The sequence below is a fragment of the Promicromonospora aerolata genome (assembly GCF_042682255.1).
Classification (GTDB): domain Bacteria; phylum Actinomycetota; class Actinomycetes; order Actinomycetales; family Cellulomonadaceae; genus Promicromonospora; species Promicromonospora aerolata.
The window spans coordinates 3243993-3270026 of the sequence record NZ_JBHUHF010000001.1 but is presented as its reverse complement, the minus strand read 5'-3'; the positions used below and the strand labels follow the sequence as shown (position 1 = coordinate 3270026).

The 26034-nt window shown below is 71.4% G+C and carries 23 protein-coding genes; 16 read left to right on the top strand and 7 right to left on the bottom strand.

The window, feature by feature from the left end:
* Positions 1 to 58: 58 nt before the first annotated feature.
* Complete coding sequence (locus ACFSL2_RS14605; RefSeq protein ID WP_377198552.1) at positions 59 to 1357, bottom strand: alpha/beta fold hydrolase; 1299 nt, start codon at positions 1355 to 1357, stop codon at positions 59 to 61.
* 199 nt (positions 1358 to 1556) lie between these two features.
* On the opposite strand from ACFSL2_RS14605, the gene ACFSL2_RS14600 reads away from it, so the two are divergent.
* From ACFSL2_RS14600 to ACFSL2_RS14590, 3 genes are read left to right on the top strand one after another with little or no spacing between them, the layout of a single operon-like run.
* A complete protein-coding gene (locus ACFSL2_RS14600; protein WP_377198551.1) occupies positions 1557 to 1886 on the top strand; it encodes a HepT-like ribonuclease domain-containing protein in 330 nt (109 codons plus the stop codon).
* A gap of 27 nt (positions 1887 to 1913) precedes the next feature.
* Positions 1914 to 2624 (top strand): YqeB family protein, encoded by a 711-nt coding sequence (locus ACFSL2_RS14595; RefSeq protein ID WP_377198550.1) that lies wholly within the window; start codon positions 1914 to 1916, stop codon positions 2622 to 2624.
* On the top strand, positions 2608 to 3201 hold the full coding sequence (locus ACFSL2_RS14590; protein WP_377198549.1) for a TetR/AcrR family transcriptional regulator: 594 nt from the start codon (positions 2608 to 2610) through the stop codon (positions 3199 to 3201). Before ACFSL2_RS14595 ends, ACFSL2_RS14590 begins: the two co-directional genes overlap by 17 nt.
* A 63-nt stretch (positions 3202 to 3264) precedes the next feature.
* On the opposite strand, the gene glpK is transcribed toward ACFSL2_RS14590, so the two are convergent.
* The 3 genes from glpK to ACFSL2_RS14575 form a co-directional block, all read right to left on the bottom strand.
* Positions 3265 to 4779: a glycerol kinase GlpK gene (gene glpK / locus ACFSL2_RS14585; protein WP_377198548.1), complete on the bottom strand. Its 1515-nt coding sequence runs from the start codon at positions 4777 to 4779 to the stop codon at positions 3265 to 3267.
* Positions 4780 to 4877: 98 nt separating this feature from the next.
* Positions 4878 to 5588, bottom strand: coding sequence for an MIP/aquaporin family protein (locus tag ACFSL2_RS14580; RefSeq protein WP_377200827.1), 711 nt, complete (start codon positions 5586 to 5588; stop codon positions 4878 to 4880).
* Positions 5589 to 5733: 145 nt separating this feature from the next.
* Positions 5734 to 7479, bottom strand: coding sequence for a glycerol-3-phosphate dehydrogenase/oxidase (locus ACFSL2_RS14575; RefSeq protein WP_377198547.1), 1746 nt, complete (start codon positions 7477 to 7479; stop codon positions 5734 to 5736).
* 183 nt (positions 7480 to 7662) lie between these two features.
* Between ACFSL2_RS14575 and ACFSL2_RS14570 the strand changes: the two genes are divergently transcribed.
* Positions 7663 to 8196, top strand: a complete 534-nt coding sequence (locus ACFSL2_RS14570; protein WP_377198546.1) for an amino-acid N-acetyltransferase — start codon at positions 7663 to 7665, stop codon at positions 8194 to 8196.
* Positions 8197 to 8214: 18 nt separating this feature from the next.
* Here the strand turns inward: ACFSL2_RS14570 and ACFSL2_RS14565 are convergent, their stop codons facing one another.
* On the bottom strand, positions 8215 to 9111 hold the full coding sequence (locus ACFSL2_RS14565) for an HhH-GPD family protein (RefSeq protein ID WP_377198545.1): 897 nt from the start codon (positions 9109 to 9111) through the stop codon (positions 8215 to 8217).
* 251 nt (positions 9112 to 9362) lie between these two features.
* Here ACFSL2_RS14565 and ACFSL2_RS14560 point away from each other — a divergent pair, with 251 nt between their 5' ends.
* Complete coding sequence (locus ACFSL2_RS14560) at positions 9363 to 10286, top strand: hypothetical protein (protein ID WP_377198544.1); 924 nt, start codon at positions 9363 to 9365, stop codon at positions 10284 to 10286.
* A 272-nt stretch (positions 10287 to 10558) separates the two neighbouring features.
* Here the strand turns inward: ACFSL2_RS14560 and disA are convergent, their stop codons facing one another.
* Both disA and radA read right to left on the bottom strand, forming a co-directional pair.
* Positions 10559 to 11641 (bottom strand): DNA integrity scanning diadenylate cyclase DisA, encoded by a 1083-nt coding sequence (disA, locus tag ACFSL2_RS14555; protein WP_377198543.1) that lies wholly within the window; start codon positions 11639 to 11641, stop codon positions 10559 to 10561.
* Between the two features lie 53 nt (positions 11642 to 11694).
* Positions 11695 to 13128, bottom strand: a complete 1434-nt coding sequence (gene radA / locus ACFSL2_RS14550) for a DNA repair protein RadA (protein ID WP_377198542.1) — start codon at positions 13126 to 13128, stop codon at positions 11695 to 11697.
* A 50-nt stretch (positions 13129 to 13178) separates the two neighbouring features.
* Here radA and ACFSL2_RS14545 point away from each other — a divergent pair, with 50 nt between their 5' ends.
* The 11 genes from ACFSL2_RS14545 to araA all read left to right on the top strand — a co-directional run bounded on the left by ACFSL2_RS14545 (position 13179) and on the right by araA (position 26011).
* On the top strand, positions 13179 to 14216 hold the full coding sequence (locus tag ACFSL2_RS14545) for a phosphatase PAP2 family protein (RefSeq protein WP_377198541.1): 1038 nt from the start codon (positions 13179 to 13181) through the stop codon (positions 14214 to 14216).
* A 34-nt stretch (positions 14217 to 14250) separates the two neighbouring features.
* A complete protein-coding gene (locus ACFSL2_RS14540) occupies positions 14251 to 14916 on the top strand; it encodes a hypothetical protein (protein WP_377198540.1) in 666 nt (221 codons plus the stop codon).
* Positions 14917 to 14970: 54 nt separating this feature from the next.
* On the top strand, positions 14971 to 15774 hold the full coding sequence (proC, locus tag ACFSL2_RS14535) for a pyrroline-5-carboxylate reductase (RefSeq protein ID WP_377198539.1): 804 nt from the start codon (positions 14971 to 14973) through the stop codon (positions 15772 to 15774).
* A gap of 47 nt (positions 15775 to 15821) precedes the next feature.
* Positions 15822 to 16823 carry a LacI family DNA-binding transcriptional regulator gene (locus tag ACFSL2_RS14530; protein ID WP_377200826.1) on the top strand — a complete coding sequence of 334 codons (1002 nt, stop codon included), beginning with the start codon at positions 15822 to 15824 and terminating at the stop codon, positions 16821 to 16823.
* A 356-nt stretch (positions 16824 to 17179) separates the two neighbouring features.
* Entirely contained in the window at positions 17180 to 18001 is an 822-nt protein-coding gene (locus ACFSL2_RS14525; RefSeq protein ID WP_377198538.1) for a carbohydrate ABC transporter permease, read from the top strand.
* Complete coding sequence (locus tag ACFSL2_RS14520; RefSeq protein WP_377198537.1) at positions 18001 to 18861, top strand: carbohydrate ABC transporter permease; 861 nt, start codon at positions 18001 to 18003, stop codon at positions 18859 to 18861. Before ACFSL2_RS14525 ends, ACFSL2_RS14520 begins: the two co-directional genes overlap by 1 nt.
* 38 nt (positions 18862 to 18899) lie before the next feature.
* Entirely contained in the window at positions 18900 to 20246 is a 1347-nt protein-coding gene (locus ACFSL2_RS14515) for an ABC transporter substrate-binding protein (protein WP_377198536.1), read from the top strand.
* 165 nt (positions 20247 to 20411) lie between these two features.
* The gene (locus tag ACFSL2_RS14510) at positions 20412 to 21848 is read left to right on the top strand and encodes an RICIN domain-containing protein (RefSeq protein WP_377198535.1); all 1437 of its coding nucleotides are present in this window, start codon (positions 20412 to 20414) and stop codon (positions 21846 to 21848) included.
* A 208-nt stretch (positions 21849 to 22056) separates the two neighbouring features.
* Positions 22057 to 23724, top strand: coding sequence for a xylulokinase (locus tag ACFSL2_RS14505; protein WP_377200825.1), 1668 nt, complete (start codon positions 22057 to 22059; stop codon positions 23722 to 23724).
* Positions 23721 to 24500: an L-ribulose-5-phosphate 4-epimerase gene (locus ACFSL2_RS14500; protein ID WP_377198534.1), complete on the top strand. Its 780-nt coding sequence runs from the start codon at positions 23721 to 23723 to the stop codon at positions 24498 to 24500. The genes ACFSL2_RS14505 and ACFSL2_RS14500 overlap by 4 nt, the downstream gene beginning before the upstream one ends.
* Complete coding sequence (gene araA / locus ACFSL2_RS14495) at positions 24497 to 26011, top strand: L-arabinose isomerase (protein WP_377198533.1); 1515 nt, start codon at positions 24497 to 24499, stop codon at positions 26009 to 26011. The genes ACFSL2_RS14500 and araA overlap by 4 nt, the downstream gene beginning before the upstream one ends.
* The last annotated feature ends 23 nt before the right edge of the window (positions 26012 to 26034 follow it).

Here is a 26034-nt window from a genome sequence, read left to right as displayed (position 1 = left end):
TCGCTCCATGGGTGCTCGGAGTGCGACGACTCCTACGCTCGGGGGCGGCGACCGGGGTTTAGTCCCGCAGCGGGCCACCCCGGGCGTCCAGACGGTCCAACAGCTTGGGCAGGACGTCCCCGAGCCGCAGGCCGTCGTGCTCGAACTCGTTGGTGACCCACGGCGCGACGTTGCCCACGTGCGTCGCCGTCTCCAGCGAGAGCGAGGAGTCCACGAACATGTCGTCGAAGTACACCGCCGCCTCGACCGGCACCTCGTTCTCCGCGAGGCGGTGCAGGTCGTACAGGTCGCGCCAGTCCTGTCGCGCCGCGAGGGCATCGGCGGCGGCCTGGAACGGCCGCAGCGCGCCGATCTCGGCGAACATCCAGGGGTAGATCATCTCGCCGGTCAGCAGCAGCGGACGGGCGTCCTCGGCGAAGGCCGGGTCGGCATCCCGTACGGACTGAGCGGCCCACGCCGTCGGCCCCGTGTGGGACTGGGCGTAGATCGACTCGTGCAGCAGTGCGTAGAGCGGGTTGGTCGCGAAGGACGTCTCGGCCGCGACCGTGGCCAGGAACGTGTCGCTCAGCGGGCCGCCGTGCGGCGAGTCGAACGCCTCGTCGACGATCCAGTGCACCCGGTCGAAGCCGGGCTGCATGCCGAAGTCCTGGCCGAGCGTCTGGAACCGGCGGGTGGTCAGCGTGTCGCCACCCGGCTCGGTCACCCCGCCGGCGGAGAGCCTGTCCGCGATGCGCCCGAGCGTCTTCACCGCGTGCGGGTAGCGCGCGCGGAACTGCGCGTTCTTGGCGACCACGCGCGGCTGGGTGCGCTCGTACACCTCACGGGCCGACGCCGTCAGGCTGGGCAGGCCGCCGGTCACGAGGCTCGCGTTCAGCCCTTCCGGCGCGAACGACAGGTAGGTCATCGTGATGAACCCGCCGTACGACTGGCCCAGCGACGTCCAGCGCCGGCCGTCGAACAGCGTCTTCCGCACGTGTTCCGCGTCGCGAACGATGTTGTCCGCGCGGAAGTGGCTGAGGTACTCCGCCTGCTCCTCGGGCGTGCCGACCGCGTTGAGCGCGCCGGCCCGGATGGCGCTGGATCGCCCGGTGCCGCGCTGGTCCAGCAGCACCACCCGGAAGCGCTTCAGCGCGGTGCCGACCCAGCCGTCCGGGCCGGTCGGCCGCGGGCCCTTGCCGCCGGGGCCGCCCTGCAGGAACACGAGGAGCGGCAGGTCCTCGGTGCGCCGCGCTGGATCGACGAGCTCGCGGGCGAACACCGAGATGGTGGGTGAACCGTCCGGCTGGGTCCAGTCCAGCGGGACGTCGACGGAGTGGTCGGTGACGTGGACCCCGGGAAGGGTGTAGCTGATGGGCACGGGGCTCACGCTATCGGTGTGCGCGGATCCTTCAACAGCGCCGATCCTTCAACGAGGAGCGCTCTCCTTGAAGGATGGATCGTGCGCACGGACCTGCCGCCGCGCGTGCGTCGGCCGAGGCGGTGCCGTTATGACGGGCGAGGTCACACCGTCGGCCCCGGAGGGTGGTGCGGCCGATCGCGAGAAGGTGGCTCGGTACTTGACGGACCTGGCTCGCTTCGGGGAGCAGGCGCGTCAGCTGGTCGCGGAAGGGCGCGAGGCCTATCTGGCCCAGACGTTCGACGGTCAGCGGAGCAGGGGCTTCGGTGAGCACATCATCCTGAACATCGCGACGGTTGCCGAACGTCTCCCGGAGCAGTTCAAGGAACAGCATCCCGATGTCGGCTGGCCGGCTCTCAAGGGGATGCGCAACCTGATCGCGCACGTCCACGACGGCGTGGACGACAAGCTCGTGTGGCGCGCCCTGGAGCATCGCGTGCCCCGGATGCTCCAGCAGCTGGTCGGCGGCGACGACCCACCGTTGCATTAATAGAGTGGATGCTCTAATAATTGAACCATGACGACCACCGAGGTGCGCCAGCCGCCCGCGCTCCCTGCCCTGCTGGGTCTCGGCACCCTCGCCCTCGGCATCGTGCTGGGCTGGTTCGCGCCCGCGCTGGCCCGCGGCCTGGTCGGCCTGATCGAGGCGACGCCGCTGCCGTCGCCCGGCGTGGTCCGGCTGCTCGGGACGTTGCCGCCGGAGTGGTCGCTCGGGATCCTCGGCGGGCTCGGCCTGGTAGGCGGCACTTTCATCGCGTTCATGACGGTCGGTGAGGCGCCCGCCCTGACCGTCCTCGACGACCACCTGGAGTACCGGCAGGAGGAACGCGAGGCATGGATCGAGCGGTCCGACGTCGGCGCAGCGTTCCGGGACAAGAACGATCTCGTGCTCCTGCGGCCCGACGGCGGTCTCCGCGCCCGGCTCGACATCGACACCCTGCCCCAGGCCAAGATCCAGGGCGCACTGGACCGGCATCACTGGCCGTGGCGGGACGCGGACCCGTACGAGCAGGAGTTCGAACGCTGGGTCGACGGCCGGCCCGGCTTCACCGCCGACGAGCACGTGGCGCTCCGACGTCGGCTGGAGAAGCGCAAGGATGCCGCCGCGCGCCGCACGGCGGACGAGGACCTGGCCGCGCTGGGGCTGGTCGCGCGCATCCGGGACGACCGGGTCCAGGTGCGGCGCGCGGCGGCGGACGGCGAGCGAGCCCGTGGCACGAACGATTGACCCGGCGCGCCACGAGGCGCGCCGGCTCGTCATCATCGACGCGGCCCTGACGGTCTTCGCCGAGCGCGGGTATGACGGCGCCACCACCGCCGAGATCTGCCGGCGGGCGGGCATCGGTTCGGGCACGTTCTTCCACTACTTCCCGACCAAGCTCGCGGTGCTGCTCGCGATCCTGGAGCTCGGGACGCGGGAGATGGGCGAGCAGGCCGAGGCCTATGCGGGGCGCACCGACCCGCTCGGGGTCCTGCTCGACATCGTGGAGCGCGGAGCCGACGACGCGGCGGAGCCCCGGATGCCCGGCTTCGTGCGTGCGGTGGCGGGCGTGATGCACGTTCCCGAGGTCGCCACCGCCCTCGACGAGGACACGCGGGCACAGCGCGACATGATCCTGCCCTGGGTGGAGCAGGCGCAGCGGGCGGGGGAGATCCGGACCGACCTCACGCCTGGCCGGGTCACCTCGTGGCTCTACCTGCTGACCGACGGCTTCCTGGGTCGCATCGCGGCCGAGGAGAACTTCACGGCCCGGGGCGAGAAGGCGACGCTCGTGGAGACGGCGCGCCGCTTCCTGGCCCCCTGACGCACCTCGGTGTCAGACGTACAGGCCACCCGGGTGACCTGTACGTCTGACACGTGGCGGGGGTCAGCCGATGTCCGCGTCGACCCAGTCGAAGGTCTTGGTCACGGCCTTCTTCCAGCTCCGGTAGAGGCGCTCCCGCTCGTCCTGCTCCATGGACGGCTCCCACCGCCGGTCCTCCGCCCAGTTCGCGGTGACGTCGGACTCGCCCTTCCAGAAGCCCACGGCGATGCCCGCCGCGTAGGCGGCCCCGAGCGCCGTGGTCTCCGCGACGACCGGCCGGACGACGGGCACACCGAGCTGGTCGGCCTGGAACTGCATCAGCAGCTCGTTGGTGATCATGCCGCCGTCGACCTTGAGCTCGGTCAGCTCGACACCCGAGTCTGCCCGCATGGCGTCCATGACCTCGCGGGTCTGGTACGCCGTGGCCTCCAGCGCGGCCCGCGCGATGTGGTTCCGGTTGACGTACCGCGTCAGGCCGACGAGCGCGCCGCGGGCGTCGGGCCGCCAGTACGGGGCGAACAGACCGGAGAACGCGGGCACGAAGTAGGCCCCGCCGTTGTCCTCGACCTTGCGGGCGAGCCACTCGACGTCGGGCGCGTCGGTGAACAGGCCCAGGTTGTCCCGGAGCCACTGGACCAGGGACCCGGTGACCGCGATGGAGCCCTCGAGCGCGTAGATCGGTGCCGCGTCGCCGATCTTGTAGCAGACCGTCGTCAGCAGCCCGTTCTCGGACGGCACCTTCTCCGTGCCGGTGTTGAGCAGCATGAAGTTGCCGGTGCCGTACGTGTTCTTCGCGGTGCCGACCTCGAAGCACGCCTGTCCGAACGTGGCGGCCTGCTGGTCCCCGAGGATGCCCGCGATGGGCACGCCGGGCACCATGCCGCGGGGGCGGCCCTTGCCGTACACCTCGGAGGAGGAGCGGATCTCGGGCAGCATCGACAGCGGGATGCCCATGTCCGCGGCGATGTCCTCGCGCCAGGACAGCGTGTCGAGGTCCATCAGCATGGTGCGCGAGGCGTTCGTGACGTCGGTGACGTGGACGCCGCCGTCGACCCCGCCGGTCATGTTCCACAGCAGCCAGGCGTCCGTGTTGCCGAACAGCAGGTCGCCCCGGTCGGCCGCCTCACGCGCGCCCTCGACGTTGTCCAGGATCCACTTCACCTTCGGGCCGGAGAAGTAGGTGGCGAGCGGGAGACCCACGATCGCCTTGTACTTGTCCGGGCCCTCGGACCCGCCGAGCTCCTCGACGATGGCCTGGGTGCGCGTGTCCTGCCACACGATCGCGTTGTAGACCGGCTTACCGGTCGTCTTGTCCCACACCACGGTGGTCTCACGCTGGTTGGTGATGCCGACGGCGGCGAGGTCGCTGTGGTTGATGTTGGCCCGGGTCAGCGCAAGGCCCACCACCTGGCGGGTGTTGTCCCAGATCTGGTCCGGCTTGTGCTCCACCCATCCGGCCTTCGGGAAGATCTGGTCGTGCTCGATCTGGCCGCTGGACACGATGGTCCCGGCGTGGTTGAAGACGATCGACCGGGTGCTCGTCGTGCCCTGGTCGATCGCGAGTACGTAGTCAGCCATCGGTCTTGACTCCCTTGTCTGTGTCGAGGTCGGAGTTGAGGTGCGGGTCGGGCTCTGACGCCACCTGCCGGCGCCGGAGCCCGCGCCGCACCTCCGTCTCAGGCGACGGCGGCCGCCACCAGGCCGCCGATCGCACCGCCCACCAGCGGCCCGAGCACCGGCACCCACGAGTACGCCCAGTCGCTGGAGCCCTTGCCCGGGATGGGCAGGACGAAGTGTGCGACGCGCGGGCCGAAGTCACGAGCCGGGTTGATGGCGTACCCCGTGGGGCCACCGAGGCTCGCGCCGATACCGAGCACCAGGAGGGCGGCGGCGAGCGGGCCGATGTCGCCGGGCCAGTTGCCGAACGACAGGATCACGAAGACCAGCATGAACGTGGCGATGACCTCGGTGATGAAGTTCCACGTGTACGAGCGGATCTCGGGGCCCGTGGAGAAGACGCCGAGCTTGACGGCCGGTTCGGCGTCCTGGTCGAAGTGCCTCTTGTACGCGAGGTAGGTGACGATCGCGCCCACGAAGGCGCCTGCTACCTGGGCCACCCAGTACAGGAGCATGTTGCCGAAGTTGGCGGAGACGCCCGGGGCGAACTCCTGGGCCCCGCTGGAGAGGATGCCGAGCGTCACGGCGGGGTTGATGTGCCCGCCGGACTTGAACGCGACGTACACGCCGGCGAAGACGGCAAGACCCCAGCCGAAGTTGATCAGCAACCAACCACCGTTGAAGCCCTTGGTCTTCGGGAGGATGGCGTTGGCCACCACACCGGCACCACCGAGGATGAGGATCATGGTGCCCAGGAACTCCGGCACCATGATGTCCGTGAATGCGTTCACCGCTGACTCACTTTCTGCCGACCACACTGTCGGCGTACGGGGGTGTGCCCGGCGGCCCCTGGGCGGGGGCCCGTCGGCAGTTCAGTAGCTAGGTCCGTCGGCTTCGTCGGCTTCGTTGGCTTCCTTAGGTTCGGAGCGGTTGCATGGCCGCTACGTCTGGGGTGGTCAGGCGCGCCCGTTCGGCGGCCTCGTCGTCAGGCGCTTCCTCGGCCTGCCGCTCGGTCTCGATCCGCGACTGCCACGCGCGCACCTCGCGCTCCCGGTCGGACGCGTCCCAGCCGAGCAGGGGGCCGACGACCGACGCGACCTCCTCGGCCGCCTCGGTGCCGCGGTCCGCGACCTCGTAGACGAGCCGCGTGCGGTGCGCGAGCACGTCTTCGAGGTGGAGCGCGCCCTCGTGGCTCACGGCGTAGTACACCTCGGCGCGGAGGTAGGCGGGCGCATGCTCCAGCGGCCGGGCGAGCGAGGGGTCGGCGTCGCACAGCTCGACGATCTCGGCGAGGTTCGCGCCGTACCGGTGCAGCAGGTGGTCCAGCAGGGGCGGCGTCCAGCCGAACCGCTTGCCCCATGTGCGGGCCTGGCGTTGGACCGCGCGCAGCCCGACGGCGCCCGTGAGCGGGATCTGGTGGGTGATCGAGGGCAGTGCGGCGGACCGCTGCCCGATCGCGAAGTCGACGGCGTCCTTGGCCATGATCCGGTAGGTGGTCAGCTTGCCGCCCGCGATCACGGTGAGACCCGGCGTCGGCGAGGCGACGGTGTGCTCGCGGCTGACCTTCGCGCTGCTCGTGCCCGCCTTGGTGCCCGGCTGGAGCAGGGGGCGCAGGCCTGCGTAGGTGCCGATGATGTCCTCGCGGGTCAGGGGATGCGCCAGGACGGCGTTGGCGTGGTCCAGCACGTAGTCGATGTCGGCGCTCGTGGCGACCGGGTGCGTCGGGTCGAGGTCCCACGGGGTGTCGGTGGTCCCGATGATCCAGTACCGGCTCCACGGGATCACGAACAGCACCGACTTCTCCGTCTGGAGGATCAGCCCCGCATGACCACGGATGCGTTCCCGCGGGACAACGAGGTGCACGCCCTTGCTGGCGAGCACGTGGAGCCCGCCCTCCGAGCCGGCGAGTGCCTCGGTGTCCTCGGTCCACACGCCGGTGGCGTTGATGACCGAGCGGGCCCGGACGGTGATCTCCTTGCCGGTCTCCAGGTCCACGACCACCGCGCCGTTCACGGCACCCGTCGCGCCCTGCGTCAGGTCCACCACCTGGGTGCGGCTCGCGGCGTGCGCGCCGTAGCTCGCGGCGGTGCGGATGACGGTGGCGACCAGCCGTGCGTCGTCGACCGACGCGTCCCAGTACTGGACGGCGCCGACGGCGGCGTCGTGCGCCAGATCGGGGAACTTCGCCTCCATCTGGTTCTTGCTCAGGTGCCGGTGGAACGGCATCGGCCGGCGGCCCGGCGTGAGCGTCGCGAGCACGTCGTACATGGCGATGCCCGCACCCACGTAGGCGCGCTCCCACACCCGGTGCTCCAGCGGATACAAGAACGGGACCGGTCGCACCAGGTGCGGTGCGAGGTCCCGGAGCAGGAGGTCACGCTCGGTGAGCGCCTCGTGGACCAGCTCGAAGTCGAGCATCTGCAGGTAGCGCAGGCCACCGTGGACCAGCTTGCTGCTGCGGCTGGAGGTGCCTTGTGCCCAGTCCTGTGCCTCGACGACGGCGGTCGACAATCCTCGCGTCACCGCGTCCAGCGCTATGCCGGCGCCGGTGATGCCACCCCCTATCACCAGTACATCGAGCTCTGCCGAGGGGCTGACACTGGCCTCGAGTGCGGCCAGCGCTTGCGTCCTCGCGTCTGCGGTCAGGCGTGTGGATGCCATGCGCCAAACTCACCACGCATTCCTTGACTTGGCAAGACCTTTGCCCTGTGGGTCAGGGTGTGTTGGGAGGTTCTCTTGCTCACTTTCCGATTCACCATACGTTTCGTCTGGTGTTCCCGCCGGAGATGCCCGTCAGGTGTGGCGGCCGGGCGCCGCGCGGGGCGCCGGTCGTAGTGTGTCGCCGTGACGACACCCGAGGCGCCGATCGCGCCTGTGATCCGCCCAGCGCTCCCGGCCGACGTGCGCACGATCCGTGACCTCGTCGAGCCGCTCAGCCAGGAGCGGATCCTCCGGCCGTACGAGATGGTCGGCTACTTCGAGGCGGTCCAGGAGTTCCTGGTGGCGACCGACCCGGCTGGTGCGGCGGGCGACACCGCCGTCGGGTGCGGGGCGCTCCACGTGATGTGGGACGACCTCGCCGAGGTCCGCACGCTCGCCGTGCACCGCGACTGGCGTGGCCGCCGGGTGGGCCACGCGCTCCTCGAGGCGCTCGTCGAGCGGGCTCGCGCCCTCGGGCTGCGCCGGGTGTTCTGCCTGACCTTCGAGGTCGACTTCTTCGCCGCGCACGGGTTCCGGGAGATCGACGGCACGCCCGTGACCCACGAGGTGTACGCCGAGCTGCTGCGCTCCTACGACGAGGGTGTGGCCGAGTTCCTCGACCTGGCACGCGTGAAGCCCAACACCCTGGGCAACTCGCGGATGCTGCTCGAGCTCTGATCCCGCGGCCCCACGACGCTAGCGGGGGAGCCGGAGGCGGCCGGCGTCGTCCTGCTCGGCCAGGCCGTCCTCGACCAGTCCGGCGATCGCCCGGTCGAGCTGCCGGGAGTCGTGCCACAGGGACGTGAGCAGGGCACGGTCCACCGGATCGGTCGCCTGCCGCAGCTCGGCCATGACCCGGCCACGCGCCTGCCGGTCGGTGCCGGCCCAGGCCTGCGTGCGACGTCGGGCGGCGTGCGCGTCCGGCGGTGAGCCGGCCCGGCGCCACGCGCACAGCCCGGCCACGGGGCAGGCGCCGCACTTGGGGGCCTTCGCGGTGCAGACCAGCGCGCCCAGCTCCATGGAGGCGGCGGCCCAGCGCGCGGACTCGGCGTCCCCGTCCGGAGCGAGCGCCGTGGCGAGCGCACGTTCCGCCGCGGTGTACGACGGCGCGGGGAGCGCGGTGCCGTCCACCGCACGTGCCAGCACCCGCCGTACGTTGGTGTCGACCACCACGGACCGTTTGCCGTAGGCGAAGGCCAGCACCGCAGCCGCCGTGTACTCGCCGATGCCGGGCAGGGCGCGCAGCTCGGCCTCATTGTTCGGCACCACGCCGTCGTGCCGTTCGACGATTGCCCGGGCGCACTCCTGCAGCCGCAGCGCCCGGCGCGGGTACCCGAGCCGGCCCCAGGCCCGGAGCACGTCGGCGGTCGGTGCCTCGGCCAGGTCCGCGGGCGCCGGCCAGCGTTCCAGCCATGCGTGCCAGGCGGGCTCCACGCGGACGACGGGTGTCTGCTGCAGCATCACCTCGCTGACGAGCACGCCCCAGGCACTCCGGTCCGGTGCGCGCCACGGCAGGTCGCGCGCGGCGCCGTCGAACCACCGCACGACGCCGGAGCGCACCTCGGTGCGTCGTGTCGTCTCCCGTGCTGTCACGGGAACTCATCCTGCCCCACGGGCCCGGCCTGCTGCGACGCGGTACCGGGTAGGGATGAGCGGTGCGGCCTGGCCTCGACGCGCCGCGCGGGGACCGGCGTGACGCAAACCGGCGAAGTAGGACATGTGACCGACTCGGCGGCGCGGCTGCCACCGCGGCGGTCCGGAGCGTCGTATTTTGGTGCCGCGCGGTGTTACCGCACGTCAGACGGTGTCCAGCGGTCCAGCAGGGGGTTCAGCAGGTGGTCAGTGTGCCGGAGGGGCCCGAACGGTCCCAGGACCACGACGCGGAACGCGCGTCCGCCGGCCGGCGTCCGCGCCGGCTCGGTCGTGTGCTCGTGGTGCTGGCGGTCCTGGCCTTCGGCGGTATCGGGGTGGCCATGACGTGGCCCGAGGCTGACGCCCCCATCGCGTCGGACAAGGCGAACCCGCCGAAGCCCGTGGACCCGAACGCGGCCGCGGCGCCCTGCGAGCCCGACGACCTCGACGTCGTGCTGGCGGCCGACCGGCTCACCGCCACTCCCGGCGCCCCGGTCCGGTTCACCGTGTCGCTCCGGAACGAGGGGCGGGTGCAGTGCCTCGTCGAGGCGCCCCGGCACGGCCTCGCCGTGACCGTGTACGAGGGTGAGGTGGGCGAGCCGACGGCGGAGCGGGCCTGGTCGTCGGCGGACTGCGCCGACCAGGACGAGGAACGGTTGCTCCTGCTCGGTCCCGGCGACGTCGACACCACGAGCGTGAGCTGGTCCGACTCCCGGTCGGTGCCTGGGTGCGAACCGGACCAGCCCCGGCTGGTCGCCGGCACGTACACCGCACAGGTCACCCTCGACGGCGTCGAGGGCGTGTCCAGCGACGTGGTGCGCATGACGTACACGGTGCCGGAGCCGAGCCGGTCGCCGTCCCCGTCGGGGAGTCCGTCCGGGGATCCGTCCGCGAGTGCCGACCCGGATGCGTCGGGTGCGCCGGAGCCGGATGCGTCGGACCGGTCGGACGCGGAGCCGGGGCCGGATGGGTCGGCCGAGCCGGATGCGCCGGATGCGTCGGCCGAGCCGGATGGGTCGGATCAGCCGGATGAGCCGGATGGGTCGGATCAGCCGGATGAGTCGAGCGGGCAGGATCGGTCGGACGGGTCCGACGGGTCCGACGGGTCGAGTGGGGACTCCGGTAAGAAGCCCTGACGCTGCCGCCGGCCAGCGCCAAGACGCGAGTGCAGACTTGGTTGCGACCGCAGATGCCGACTGCAGACTCCGTTGCGGCGAGAGGCACTCAGACCGCAGTCAAGTCTGCACTCGGCAGCCGGGGGTGGGACCAAGTCTGCACTCGCCGGTTCCGCCCGGCCCGGGCAGCGTGCCCTGTCGGAGGTGCCGTGTCAGGCGTGCCGGGTCAGGCGTGCCCGTCGGGATGCCGTGTGCGGTGTGCGGTGTCCGGCGTGCCGCGTCCGGCTTTCGCGTCAGACGTAACGCTCCAGGATGCTGGACTCCGCCAGCCGGGACAGGCCCTCGCGGATGGTCCGGGCCCGCTGTTCGCCGACACCGTCCACGGACATGAGGTCGTCCACGCTCGCGGCGAGGAGCTTCTGCAGGCTGCTGAAGTGCCCCACGAGCTGTTCGATGGTGGTGTTCGGCAGGCGGGGGACCTTGGACAGGAGCCGGTAGCCGTGCGGCGCGACGGCGGCGTCGAGTGCGTCCCCGCCGCCGGGCAGGTCCAGGATCCGGCCGATCTGGCTCATGTCGAGCAGCTCCTGCGACGTGAGGGCGGAGAGCTCCGCCTGCACGTCGGCGAGCGTGCGGTCCTTGCGGCCCAGCACGTAGTCGCGGATGACGAACTCCCGGTCGGAGCCGACGTCGCCGATCAGCTCGTCCAGCTGGAGGGCCAGCAGCCGACCGTCCACGCCGAGCTCGATCACGTAGCCCGCGATCTCGTCGGAGATGCGACCGACCATCTCGAGGCGCTGGACCACCGAGCACACGTCGCGCACCGTGACCAGGTCCTCGATCTCCAGCGCGGACAGCGTGCCGGACACCTCGTCGAGGCGGGCGCGGTAGCGCTCGAGCGTCGCGAGGGCCTGGTTGGCACGGCCGAGGATCGTGTCCGAGTCCTCCAGCACGTGCCGCTGCCCGCCCACGTAGAGCGCGACGATCCGCATCGACTGGCTCACGGAGATGATGGGGAAGCCGGTCTGCTTGGCGACCCGCTCGGCCGTGCGGTGGCGGGTGCCCGACTCGGTGGTCTCTATCGTCGGGTCGGGCAGCAGCTGGACCGCGGCCTTCCGGATACGGGTGGCGGCCCGGTCGAGCACCACCGCACCGTCCATCTTCGACAGCTCGCGCAGGCGCGTCGCGGAGAAGTCGACGTCGAGGGAGAAGCCGCCGGAGCAGATCTGTTCCACCGTCGGGTCGAGGCCGAGCACGATGAGCGCGCCGGTACGGCCGCGCAGGATGCGTTCCAGCCCGTCGCGGAGCTCGGTTCCGGGCGCGACGGCGGCCAGGGTCTCCCGGAGCAGCTCGTCAGGGTGCGAGGAGGTCGTGGCCACGAAGAAATCCTACGCTGTGCGCTGGGTCACAAGCAGTTCGTTTCACGGACCGGTCACTCGCCGTCCATCTCGGGGGCCGTCCCGCGGCTTCCGGACTGGGCCCACTCCACGGCGTCGCGGATGTGGGCCGCCTCGACGAGCTGGAGCCCCGCGGGTGCCTTGACGCCGGTCCCGTGCGGTACGACCGCATGCACGAACCCCAGGCGTGCGGCCTCCCCCAGGCGGCGGTCCAGCCCCGCGACCGGGCGCAGGTCGCCGGCCAGGCCCACCTCGCCGACGGCGACGGTGGCCCCCGGCAGGGGCCTGCCCGTGCGTGCGGAGACGAGGGCCAGCGCGGCAGCGAGGTCGGACGCCGGTTCGGTGATCCGGGCGCCGCCGACGGTCGAGGCGTAGACGTCCTGGTCGGCGAGCCGGAGCCCGCCGTGCCGCTGCAGCACGGCCAGGATCATGGCGAGCCGGCTGGAGTCGACACCGCTGGTCGCGCGGCGGGGGTTGTTCAACGGGCTCGGCGCGACCAGTCCCTGCACCTCGACGGCGAGCGGTCGCCGGCCCTCCAGGGTGACGGTGATGCACGACCCGGCGACGCCGGCGCCCGCGTGCGAGAGGAACAGGCCCGACGGGTCCGGCAGCCCGACGATCCCGTCCTCTGACAGGTCGAAGCAGCCCACCTCGTCCGTGGGCCCGTAGCGGTTCTTCACCGCCCGGATCATGCGCAGGCGGGAGTGCCGGTCGCCCTCGAACTGGCAGACGACGTCCACCAGGTGCTCGAGCGTGCGCGGGCCGGCGACCGAGCCGTCCTTGGTCACGTGCCCCACCAGGATCGTGGGGATCTGCCGTTCCTTGGCCACGGCGATCAGTGCGCCGGCGACCTCACGGACCTGCGACACACCGCCCGGGGCGCCGTCCACCTGGGCGGAGGCGATGGTCTGCACGGAGTCCACGATGAGCATGTCCGGCTGGTTGGCCTCCAGGTGACCGAGCACCGTGCCCAGGTCGGTCTCCGCGGCGAGCAACAGGGTCGGCGAGAGCGCACCGATTCGCTCGGCGCGGAGCCGCACCTGGCCGGCCGACTCCTCACCGGTCACGTACAGCACGGTGCGCGGGGACTCGAACCCGTGGGGACCCAGGGCGCCGTCGGCGACATTGCTCGCGACGTCGAGCAGCAGGGTCGACTTGCCCACGCCCGGCTCTCCCGCGAGCAGGACCACGGCGCCGGGCACGAGCCCGCCGCCGAGCACCCGGTCGAGCTCGCCGACGCCCGTCGGGTTGGCACGCGCCGACTCCACATCGATGTCGCCGATGGGCCGGGCGGGCTCACGGGCGGTGTGCACCGTGGCCGTACGGGGCCCGGCCGGAGCCGGCCCGTCCTCGGACACGGTGCCCCACGCCTGGCACTCCCCGCAGCGGCCGACCCACTTGACGGTGGTCCAGCCGCACTCGGCGCAGCGATACGCGGGCCGGGCCTTCTTGGAGGTCGATGAGGTCACGGGCGCCACCGTACGTGCCACCACCCACACCGGCGGGGTACCTTGCGTCCATGCCGGTCTCCGACGGGCGCCGGGCGAGCCTCGCGGGCTCGCGCACCGGCCCGGACCCCACGGCGCCCCCGCGCCCCACGGTCCGTCGTACAACGCGGGCGGCAGGGTTCGTCGTCGCCCTGGGAGCGGCGGCGGGCACCTGGCTCGTCTGGTGGGCGATGGTGACCACATGGCCCGGGCAGCGTCTCGAGGAGCGCGTGTTCGACACCGCCGACAGGTTCCAGGACGTCGTCAATCCGCTGGTGGAGCCGGTCCTGCTGCTGGGTTCGCTGCCGTGGCTCCTGATGGGGCTCGGCCTGGTGTGCGGGATCGGGCTCCTGCGCCGGAGGTGGCGCGCCGCCGCCATGGCCGCCGTCGTGATCATCGGGTCGAACGTGACCACACAGGTGGTCAAGGACGGCGTGTTCGACCGCACGGGCCTCGTCGGCGAGTGGAACCGTGACGTCAACACCTTGCCGAGCGGGCACGTCACCGTGGTCGTGGCGGCCTGGGCCGCACTCCTCCTCGTCACACCGCGCGGCTGGCGCCCGCTCGCCGCGTTCGCCGGCGCCGTCGCCTCCGGGGCCATCGGCCTCGCGACGCTCGGCGACCGCTGGCACCGCCCGTCCGACGTCGTCGCCGCGGTCCTGGTGGTGGTGGCGTGCACGGCGCTGGTGTGCGCGGTGGCGCCGGCCCGCTGGGCGGACCGGCCCGGCGACGACCCGGCCGCCCGCGCGGCCGTCTCGACCAGGCTGGTGACGACGGCCCTCTGGGTCCTCGCGGTACCGACCGCCGGGCTCTCCGTCCTGGCTGCCGCGGCGACGGAGGGCCACACCTGGACGGGGCTGCCGTGGGCGGGAGGGCTCACCGCCTATACCGCCGGGCTGCTCGCCGCGTGCGCGATCTCCGCCACGGCGTTCGCGGTGCTGCTCCCGCTGTGCCAGGCGACGGCGCGGCCGTGGCCGTCCGGCCGCCGGGAGCCAGTCCCCGGCCCCGACGGGCGTGCCTCCCTGCCGATGTCGGTGCCGCGACATAAGGTGCCCACTGAGCCACCGTGAAGTACCCGGTGGCCGGAGTACGGGGGAGCCTGACATGACCGACCAGCGCGTGAACTCACCGCGCACCGGCGCAACGGCATCGGTTGCCGGGCCGGGCGCGAGGAAGGCTTCGCCCGCCGTCTACCGTCGCCGGCGCCTCGTGGCGGTCGCCGGCCTGCTCGTCATCGTGCTCGCCGTGGTGCTCGTCGGCGGCTTCGTGTGGCCGGGCTTCTGGCGCGCCGAGGCGGCGCCGCAGCCCGTCCCGACGGTGACGGTGACCGCGGCACCGCCGACCCCCACCGTCAAGGCGATGGACCGCAACGGCGACGAGACCGCCTTCCAGAAGGCGCTCCCGTCCACGGTGCTGCAGTTCGCGCTCGGTTCGTTCGCGGAGGCCAAGAAGGTCAAGGAGGAGCTGGGCGCGCTCGAGGTCTGGGACGCCGAGTACTCCGACGGCGGCTCCGGCGAGGTGGCACTCCGGGCGGGCCAGTGGGCGACGTCGGACGAGGCGGCCGACGCCGCCGCAGCGTGGACCACGGCCGCGGGCGAGCCGGACCGGGAGGGTGACGTGAAGGTCGGCAAGAAGGTGGTCGGCCAGTACGCCGTCGTGCCGGCCAAGAACGGGAGCGCCGTCGTCGTCTGGCAGAACGGGACCGCCGTGCTGCAGGCGACGGGCCCCGCCGACGCGATGGAGGACTTCTACGCGGCCTTCCCGCTGTGACGGGTCCCGACGGGACCGGCCGGCGGCCTGCGCGACGCGGGGGACAATAGCGCCGTGAACCAGCGACTTGCAGTCCTCGGGGCCGGGAACATGGGCGGGGCGGTGCTCGCCGGAGCGCTCTCCGCGGGATGGGCGGCGTCCGACGTCGTCGCCACCGTGCGGACCGAGGCCAAGGCCCAGCACCTGCGGGAGACCTACCAGGTGGCCACCACCGACGACAACGTGACAGCGGTCCGCGGCGCGGGCCTCGTCCTCGTGGGGGTGAAGCCGAAGGACGTCGGCGCCCTCCTCGACGAGATCGCGCCGGCGATCGACCCGGCCGCCGTGGTCGTCACCGTCGCGGCCGGCCATCCGGCGTCGTTCTACGAGGAGCGGCTGCCCGCCGGCGTCGCCGTCGTGCGGACCGTGCCCAACACGCCTGCGGCGATCGGGGCGGGCATCACCGCGATCGCGCCGGGCGCCGCCGCGACGGAGGCCCACCTCGAGGCGGTCGAGCACCTGTTCGCGGGCACGGGCGCCGTGGTCCGCGCCGCCGAGAAGGACCTGAACGCCGTCTCGGCGATCTCGGGATCCGGCCCGGCGTACGTCTTCTACGCCGCCGACGCGCTCGCCGAGGCCGGTGTCCTGCTCGGCCTGACGCGTGACGTCGCGCGCCGTCTCGCGGTCCAGACCCTGCTCGGTGCCTCCCGTCTCATGGACGAGTCGGGGGAGCACCCCGTCCTGCTGCGCGAGAAGGTGACGTCGCCCGGCGGCACCACGGCGGCCGCGCTGCGCGCGCTGGACGACGGTGGCGTGCGGGCGTCCTTCCTGGCCGCCGCGACCGCCGCGCGTGACCGCGCCCGCGAGCTGGGTGGATGATTCCTTCCGTGACCATCTCTCGACCCGCGACGGCGCGGCCGCCGGCCATGGCCGACGTCGCCGCGCTCGCCGGCGTGTCCCACCAGACCGTCTCCCGCGTTCTCAACGGGCACCGTAGCGTGCGCCCGGCGACCCGGGAGAAGGTGCTGCAGGCCATCGCCGAGCTCGGATACCGCCGCAACAGCGCGGCACGGGCCCTGGTCACGGCACGCTCGACCACCGTGGGCGTGGTGACCACCGGTTCACCGCTGTTCGGCCCGTCGAGCACTCTCATCGCCGTCGAGGAGGCCGCCCGGGAGCAGGGCTGGTACGTCAGCGTGGCGACGCTGCGCCGGTACGACGCCGAGACCATGCACAAGGCTCTCGAGCACTTCATGGACCAGGCGGTCGAGGGCATCGTGGTGATCGCGCCCCACACCGACGTGGCCGACGCCGTCGAGTCGTTCCAGGCTCCCGTGCCGGTGGTGATCATCGCGGCACGCGACCTGAAGCCCGACGTGCCGACCATCCCGCTGGCCGTGGACCAGCGCGCCGGGGCACGGCTCGCCGTCGAGCACCTGATCGAGCTGGGGCACCAGCGGATCCTGCACGTCGCGGGGCCGCCGGACTGGCTGGACGCCATCGAGCGCGAGGAGGCCTGGCGCGCGGTCGTCACCGAGCACGGCCTCCCGGTCCTCGAACCGGTGGTCGCCGGCTGGACCGCGGACCGCGGCTACATGGTGGGCCTGGACCTGGCGCAGCGGGTCAAGGCAGGTTCCGGCCCGACGGCGGTCTTCGCCGCCAACGACCAGCTCGCCCTCGGCCTGCTGCGGGCGTTCTGGGAGTGCGGCGTCTCGGTGCCCGACGACGTCTCGGTGGTCGGGTTCGACGACGTCGACGGGTCGGGCCACTTCATCCCGCCGCTGACGACCGTGCGCCAGCCGTTCGTCGACCTGGGCCGTCGAAGCGTTGCCCTCCTCCTGGCGGCGGTCGACGGGGGCAAGCCCGCGGCGGAGCTCATCGCACCCGAGCTGGTGGTGCGCCGGAGCGCTACGGCACCACGCCACTAGAGCGAGACCGCGCCACGCGAGCGAAGGGGAGCCACCGGCCGATGACCGTGCGACCACCGCCGAGCACCCCCGCCGCTCGGGTGACCGGCGGGGCGGCAGGGCCGCCGTCCGACGACCTGCCCACCCGGTGACCGAGGGCCGTTGACAGCCTTCAGCCGGGGTGGCAGAGTCACCGCGCACGAGGATGTTTACGTTCCCATTCCGTCGTCGGGCAGCGTTGCCCGGCGGGTTCCAGGACATCGAGGTCCAGGTGAGTCCGGACGACGTCGTCCGGGGAGAGGGGTGCGCCCGTGCCAGGCCGCCGCCCACCGAGTCTCCGCGTCTCCGCGGCAGGCTGGAGTTTCGTCGCACCGTTCATGGTGGCGTTCGCCTTTGCGTTCCTTGCTCCGGTGCTCTATTCGCTGTACCTCAGCCTGTTTCGCAACCAGCTCATGGGCGGTAACCAGTTCGTGGGGCTGGCGAACTACTCGGCAGCGTTCACCGACCCGAAGTTCTGGGACGGCGCCGGCCGGGTGCTGTTGTTCCTGGTCGTGCAGGTGCCGATCATGCTCGCCGTGGCCCTGGCCGCCGCCCTCGTGATCGACAGCGGGCGGCTCTTCGGGAAGCGCTTCACACGGATCGCGCTGTTCGTGCCCTACGCGGTGCCCGGCGTCGTCGCCGTCCTGATGTGGGGCTTCCTGTACGGCGACCGGATCGGGCTGGTCGGCTGGATCAACGAGGCCGCGGGCTCGCAGCTGCTCACACCCTTCTCCAAGGAATGGATGCTCGTCGCGATCGGCAACATCGTGACGTGGGAGTTCGTGGGCTACAACATGCTCATCCTGTACTCGGCGCTGCGCACCGTCCCCGGCGAGCTCTACGAGGCGGCGGCGATCGACGGCGCCGGGCAGTGGCGCGTGATCCGGGCGGTCAAGCTCCCGGCGCTGCGCGGAGCGTTCGTGATCGCGACCATCTTCTCGATCATCGGTAGCTTCCAGCTGTTCAACGAGCCGAACATCCTCAAGGTGCTCGCGCCCACGCTCATCTCCTCGTCCTACACGCCCAACATGTACGCCTACAACCTCAGCTTCCTGGGACAGCAGGTCAACTATGCGGCGACCGTCGCGATCATCATGGGTGTGCTGACCGCGGCGATCGCCTACGTCGTCCAGCTCCGGGGCACCAGGAGGGACAGCTGATGGCGCACTCCTTCTCGCGGCCGCGCAAGTCCGTGACCCTCACCCTCCTGATGGCGGGACTGGTCGTCTACTCGCTGGCACCGCTGTGGTGGCTGCTCGTCAGCTCCACCAAGACGCAGGAGGCTCTCGCGGACTCCTTCGGCCTCTGGCCGGCGGGACCGTTCGCGCTGTTCGACAACATCGCCGCGGTACTCACCTACCAGGACGGCGTCTTCGTGCGCTGGTTCGGTAACACGGTGGTCTACGTCGTGGCAGGTGCCGGCGGCGCCACGCTCCTGGCGACCCTCGGGGGCTACGGCCTGGCGAAGTACCGGTTCCGGGGACGTTCGGCGGTCTTCGCCACGGTCATCGGTGCCGTCGCCGTTCCCGGCGCGGCGCTCGCCGTGCCGACGTTCCTCATGTTCAGCGAGCTCGGGCTGACCAACACGATGTGGTCGGTCATCCTGCCCACCCTGGTCTCCCCGTTCGGGCTCTACCTGATGTGGGTGTTCGCCACGGAGGCGATCCCCACCGAGCTGCTCGAGGCGGCCCGGGTCGACGGCGCGGGCGAGTGGCGCACCTTCTTCACCATCTCGCTGCGGCTGCTCGCGCCCGGCATCGTGACGGTCGCGCTGTTCGCGATCGTCGCCACGTGGAACAACTACTTCCTGCCCCTGATCATGCTGTCCGACCGGAACCTGTTCCCCCTCGCGATCGGGCTCGCGAGCTGGAACGCCGATGCGACCGGGGTGGGCGCCACGCCGGTGTTCCACCTGGTCATCACTGGTGCGGTGCTGACCATCCTGCCGATCGTCGCAGCGTTCCTGCTGCTGCAGCGCTACTGGCAGTCCGGTCTGAGCGCCGGAGGCGTGAAGGGATGAGCAGCTTCAAGGACGAACTACCTCAAGGAGGAGGAATCATGAGCATCACACGCAACGGTCGGATCGCGGCGGGCGCCATGGCCGCGGTGCTGGCGGGGAGCCTCGCGGCCTGCTCCCCGGGCGGAGACGGCGGAGGAGACTCCGGCGACGGGGCGACCGCGGAGGAGATCGAGGCAGCTCTCGAAGAGGGCGGCACCATCGACTACTGGACGTGGACGCCGCAGGCCGAGAAGCAGATCGAGGCCTTCGAAGAGGCGTACCCGAACATGACCGTGAACCTCACGGACACCCAGGGCGCCGAGGAGCACAACACGGGGCTGCAGAACGCGATCGCCGCAGACAAGGGGATCCCCGACGTGGCCCAGCTGGAGTACCAGTCGGTGCCGCAGTTCCAGCTCCCGGGCCAGCTGACCGACCTGACCGGGTACGGCTTCGGCGAGCTGGAGGAGCTGTACACGCCGTCGACCTGGGGTTCCGTGGATCTCGGCGACGGACTGTGGGGCCTGCCGCAGGACTCCGGCCCGATGGCGCTGTTCTACAACGCCGAGGTCTTCGAGGAGAACGACCTCGTGGTCCCCACGACCTGGGACGAGTACGTCGAGCAGGCGCGGAAGCTGAAGAAGTCGGATCCCGAGAAGTTCCTCTTCAACGACGACGGGAACGGGCCGGGCACCGTCACCTCGATGATCTGGCAGGCCGGCGGCAAGCCGTTCCAGGCCGAGGGCGACACCGTCACGATCGACCTCGCCGACGAAGGTACGACGCGGTGGGCCACGACGTACCAGCAGCTGATCGACGAGGAGCTGATGTCGGACATCACCGGCTGGAGCGACGAGTGGTACCAGGCGCTCGGGGACGGCACGATCGCCTCGATGGTCGTGGGCGCCTGGATGCCCGGCATCTTCGAGGACGGTGTCCCGGGTGGTGACGGTGCGTGGCGGGTAGCCCCGATGCCGACCTACGACGGCACTCCGGTCAACGCCGAGAACGGTGGTTCGGCGGACGTGATCCCGGCCGGTGCCGACGACAAGGTGCTCGCCGCGGGCTTCCTCAAGTGGCTCAACAGCGACCCGGAGAGCATCCGCGTGTTCCTGGAGACGGGCGGGTTCCCGGCAACCGTCGCGGAGCTGAGCTCCGAGGAGTTCCTGAGCTACGAGTCCGAGTACTTCGGTGGTCAGAAGATCAACGAGGTGCTCGCGGCCGGTGCGGACGACGTCGTCGAAGGCTGGAGCTACCTGCCGTGGCAGTCGTACGCGAACAGCATCTTCTCGGACACGGTGGGCCAGGCCTACCTCGACAAGACGTCGCTGCTGGACGGTCTCGCTGAATGGCAGGCCGAGAACGTCCGGTACGGCGAGGAGCAAGGCTTCACCGTCGACGGCTGACGGTTCCTCGGTCCCCGTTGCGGGCGGGGCTCCGGACCACGGAGCCCCGCCCGCGCCGCTCTGCCCCGCACTATCCAGCGCCACCCAGCACCATCGCACCACCCCGCACCTGTACCGCCTGCGTTGTCCTCGAACCCTGCACCGCGATGAAGGAGTGTGGTCCCTGTGAGGCGTCTTCATGCTGCCCTCGCCGTCCTGGCCTGCGTACTGGCGACGACGGCCGGGGCGGTCTCCGCCCAGGCCTCGTCCGACACGGGCGGCTCCGCCGCCCAGGCTGCGCCCGAGACGGTGGTCAACGGCACCCAGTTCACCGACACGTCCGGAAACCCGCTCCACGCCCACGGCGGCGGGGTGGTCAAGGTGGGGCAGTACTACTACTGGTTCGGCGAGAACCGGAACGCGGACAACACGTTCCGGTACGTCTCCGCCTACCGGTCCACGGATCTCGTGCACTGGGAGTTCCGGAACCACGTGCTCACCGAGGCCAGCCACCCCGAGCTGGCCGTGGCGAACATCGAGCGCCCCAAGGTCATGTACAACGAGTCGACCGGCCAGTTCATCATGTGGATGCACAAGGAGAACGGCAGCGACTACTCCGAGGCCCGGGCCGCTGTGGCCGTGAGCGACACCGTGGACGGCGACTACACGTACCAGCGCAGCTTCCGGCCGCTCGGTCACATGTCCCGCGACATCGGCGTGTTCGTCGACACCGACGGGACGGGGTACATGTACTCGGCGGCCAACGAGAACTACGACCTGCACGTCTACCGGCTCACGAGCGACTACACGGACGTGGCCACCCTGGTCGCCAACCCGTGGCCGGGCGGCCACCGTGAGGCGCCCGCGCTGTTCAAGCGGGGCGGCACCTACTTCATGCTGACCTCAGGGTCCACGGGCTGGAGCCCGAACCAGCAGAAGTACGCGACCAGCAGCAGCCTGTCGTCCGGGTGGTCGGCCATGCGGAACGTGGGTGATGCCAGCGGGTACGGCTCGCAGACGACGTTCGTGCTGCCGGTGCAGGGCACCTCCGGAACGTCGTACCTGTACATGGGCGACCGCTGGGGCAACTCCATCGGTACCAACGTGAACGGATCGCGCTACGTGTGGGCGCCGGTCACGTTCCCCACCGCGACCTCGATGTCGTTCGACTACTTTCCCGAGCTCGCCATCGACACCGCGGCCGGCACCGTCGTGGGGCAGGGTGGGCCGTTCGAGTCGCTCACCGCGCGGCACTCCGGCAGGTGCGCCGACGTGACCAGCCAGTCCTATGCCACCGGTGCCCAGCTCAAGCAGTACGACTGCCACGGCGGTGGCAACCAGCGCTTCTGGTTCCGGAGCGCGGGCAGCGGCTACTACCACCTGGTGGCCCGGCACAGCGCGCTCTGTGTGCAGGAGAACGCCACGACGGTGACGCAGGAGAGCTGTGGTCCGGGCACGAACCAGCAGTGGTCGGTCGTGGCGTCCGCCGGCAGCTACGTGACCGTCCGGTCGCGGGCCACCGGCGAGTGCCTGGACGTCAGCGGCGGCGCGACCGGGAACGGGGCCGCCGTGATCACGTACGCCTGCAGCGGAGCGACCAACCAGCAGTGGTCGCGCGGCTGACCGACCCCCGTGTCAGACGCTCAGGTCACCCGGGTGACCTGAGCGTCTGACACGTCCGGACGCCGGGTTGGGTACCGGGTTGTCGCCAGGTATCGTGTGAGCGCTAACATCGCTGGTGTCGGTCAGCGCATCCGCTGACCGTGCTGGTCGACCGACGGTGACACGAACGACGCCTCGCGACGATGCGGGCAGGACGGAGCGGCCCACGATGGTGGAGCGGCAGGACGAAGGAGCGGGACGGCTCACCGGTCTCCGGGAGGCGATCGAGCAGGGGCGGACCGCTCTCGGCATCGAGCTCGGCTCCACCCGGATCAAGGCCTGTCTGATCGGCCCGGACAACGCGCCGCTCGCGAGCGGCAGCCACGACTGGGAGAACCAGCTCGTGGACGGGGTGTGGACCTACTCCCTGGACGCCGTCTGGTCCGGGCTGCAGGACTCGGTGACAGCGCTGTTGGCGGACGTCGAGCGGCAGTACGGCGTGCGGCCGACGACCGTCGGCGCGATCGGCGTCTCGGCGATGATGCACGGCTACCTGGCGTTCGACGAGGCCGGCGACCTGCTCGTGCCGTTCCGGACGTGGCGCAACACCACGACCGAACGTGCTGCCGCCGAGCTGACCGGCCTGTTCGGGCACAACATCCCGCTGCGCTGGTCGGTCGCCCACCTCTACCAGGCGATCCTCGACGAGGAGGCGCACGCGCCGCAGGTGCGGCACCTGACCACGCTCGCCGGGTACGTGCACTGGCGCCTGACCGGGCAGCAGGTGCTCGGGGTCGGCGACGCCTCCGGCGTGTTCCCCATCGACGCGGCGACCAGGGACTACGACCGGCGAATGCTCGCCCAGCTCGACGAGCTGGTGGCGGACCGCGGTCCGGGCCGGAGCGTCGGCGAGCTGCTGCCGCGCGTCCTGCCGGCCGGGGCCGACGCCGGCGCGCTGACCGAGGAGGGTGCGGCGCTGCTGGACCCGACCGGCACGCTCCGGCCGGGCATCCCGTTGTGCCCGCCCGAGGGCGACGCCGGGACCGGCATGGTCGCCACCAACTCCGTGGCGCCCCGCACCGGCAACGTCAGCGCCGGGACCAGCATCTTCGCGATGGTGGTGCTGGAGAAGCCGCTGGAGCGCGTGCACGAGGAGCTGGACCTCGTCACCACCCCGGCCGGTGACCTCGTCGCGATGGTGCACTGCAACAACGGCGCCAGCGAGCTCGGCGCCTGGGCCGAGCTGTTCGGCCAGTTCGCCGCCGCGCTGGGACAGCCCGCCGAGCCGGGCGCCGTCTTCGAGGCGCTCCTGCGCTCCGCGCTGGACGGTGACGCCGACGGCGGCGGCCTGCTCGCGTACAACTACCTGTCCGGCGAGCCCATCACCGGCCTGGAGGCCGGTCGCCCGCTCTTCACCCGCACCCCCGACAGCCGGCTCACCCTGGGCAACTTCGCGCGGACGCAGGTCTACAGCGCCTTCGGCACCCTGAGCCTCGGTATGCGCGTGCTCGCCGAGGAGCAGGTCGAGCTGGACGCGATGTTCGCGCACGGCGGCCTGTTCAAGACCGAGGGCGTGGCCCAGCGTCTGCTGGCCGCCGCACTCGGCGCACCGGTGGCCGTCGGCCGGACCGCCGGCGAGGGCGGGGCCTGGGGCATCGCGGTGCTGGCGGCGTACCGGGCGTCCGCTGCCGGTGCCGCTGCCCCCGGACAGGACCTGGGGGCCTACCTGGGCGCCGAGGTGTTCGCGGACGCCGCGCTCGACGTCGTCGAGCCCGACGCCGAGGACGTGGCGGGGTTCTCCGCCTTCCTGGAGCGGTACAGCGCGGGGCTCGCGATCGAGCGCGCCGCCGTCGAGACGCTCCGGACCCGAGACACGACGCAGGAGGCAGCAGGATGACCACGAAAGCCCTGACCGACTACTCGCAGGCAGTCCAGGACGAGGTGGCGCGCGTCCGCGTGGTCGTCTCGGACCTGCATGCCGAGCTGCCGCGCTGGGACCTGGTGGTCTGGACGGCGGGCAACGTCTCGCAGCGGGTGCCGAACCCCGACGTGCCGGACGGCAGCGCCGACCTCTTCGTCATCAAGCCGTCGGGCGTCTCGTACGACGACCTGACCCCCGAGGGCATGGTGGTGTGCGACCTGGACGGCACCCTCGTGGACGGGACCCGTGCTCCGTCGTCGGACACCGCGGCGGCCGCCTACGTGTACCGGCACATGCCCGAGGTGGGCGGCGTGGTGCACACGCACTCCACCTACGCGACGGCGTGGGCCGCGCGGGGCGAGGAGGTGCCGTGCGTGCTCACGATGATGGCCGACGAGTTCGGCGGACCGGTGCCCGTGGGCCCGTTCGCGATCATCGGCGACGACTCGATCGGCCGGGGCATCGTCGAGACGCTGAGCGGACACCGCAGCCCGGCCGTCCTGATGCGCAACCACGGGCCGTTCACGATCGGCAAGGACGCGCGCGCTGCCGTCAAGGCCGCCGTGATGGTCGAGGAGGTCGCCCGCACGGTGCACGTCAGCCGCCAGCTCGGTGCGCCCGTCCCGATCGAGCAGCAGCACATCGACTCTCTCTACGACCGCTATCAGAACGTCTACGGCCAGACAGCGACGACGCCGTCGGGCACCGCCGCAGCGAACCCGGCCGGACAGAACACGGAAGGACAGGCATGAGCACCAAGCCCTATGCGGACCGTGAGGTCTGGTTCCTCACCGGGAGCCAGGACCTCTACGGCGAGGAGACCCTTGCCCAGGTCGCGGAGCAGTCGCAGGAGGTGGCCCGTGCGCTGGACGCGTCGTCGGACGTGCCGGTCAAGGTCGTGTGGAAGCCCGTCCTGAAGGACTCGGTGTCTATCCGCCGCGCGATGCTGGACGCGAACGGCGACGACAAGGTGCTGGGCGTCATCACCTGGATGCACACCTTCAGCCCCGCGAAGATGTGGATCGCGGGCCTGGACGCGCTGCGCAAGCCGCTGCTGCACCTGCACACGCAGGCGAATGTCGAGCTCCCCTGGGACGACATCGACATGGACTTCATGAACCTCAACCAGGCCGCGCACGGCGACCGCGAGTACGCGTACATCGCGACGCGGCTCGGCGTCGCGCGGACCACCGTGGTGGGGCACGTCTCCAACCCCGCGGTCACGCGCCGGGTCGGCACCTGGGCGCGCGGTGCGGCCGGCTGGGCGGCGACGCACGAGCTCAAGCTGGTGCGCTTCGGCGACAACATGCGCAACGTCGCGGTCACCGAGGGTGACAAGACCGAGGCCGAGCTGCGGTTCGGCGTCTCCGTGAACACGTGGGGCGTGAACGACCTGGTCGCGGCGGTGGACGCCGTCGAGGAGTCCGCGATCGACGCCGTGGTGGCGGAGTACGAGGAGAAGTACGACGTCGTCCCCCAGCTCCGGGCCGGCGGCGAGCGGCACGACTCCCTGCGCTACGCCGCGCGTCAGGAGATCGCGATGGAGGGGTTCCTCACCGCGCTCGGCGCCAAGGCGTTCACCACCAACTTCGAGGACCTCGGCGCGCTGCGTCAGCTTCCCGGCCTGGCGGTCCAGCGCCTCATGGAGAAGGGCTACGGCTTCGGCGCAGAGGGCGACTGGAAGACGGCGGTCCTGGTGCGTGCGGCCAAGGTCATGGGCGAAGGCCTCCCCGGTGGCGCGAGCCTCATGGAGGACTACACCTACGACCTCACCCCGGGTGCCGAGCTGATCCTCGGCGCGCACATGCTCGAGGTCTGCCCGTCGCTGACCACCTCGAAGCCGCGGATCGAGATCCACCCGCTCGGCATCGGCGGCAAGGAGGACCCGGTCCGCATGGTCTTCTCGGCGGACGCCGTCGAGGGTGCCGTCGTGGTGTCGCTCGCCGATATGCGCGACCGGTTCCGCCTCACGGCCAACGTGGTCGACGTGGTCACCCCGCCGCGGGACCTGCCGAACCTGCCGGTCGCCCGCGCGATGTGGGCGCCGCGGCCGTCGTTCGAGATCTCGGCCGAGTCGTGGCTCACGGCGGGCGGTGCGCACCACACCGTCATGTCGACGGCGGCGGGCATCGAGGCGTTCGAGGTGTTCGCGAACATCGCGCGCACCGAGCTGCTGGTGATCGACGAGGACACGACCCGCCGCGGCTTCGCGGACCAGGTGCGCCACAACCAGGCCTACTACCGCCTGGCCCAGGGTTTCTGACCCGCCTCCCTCGCCGAGTGCGG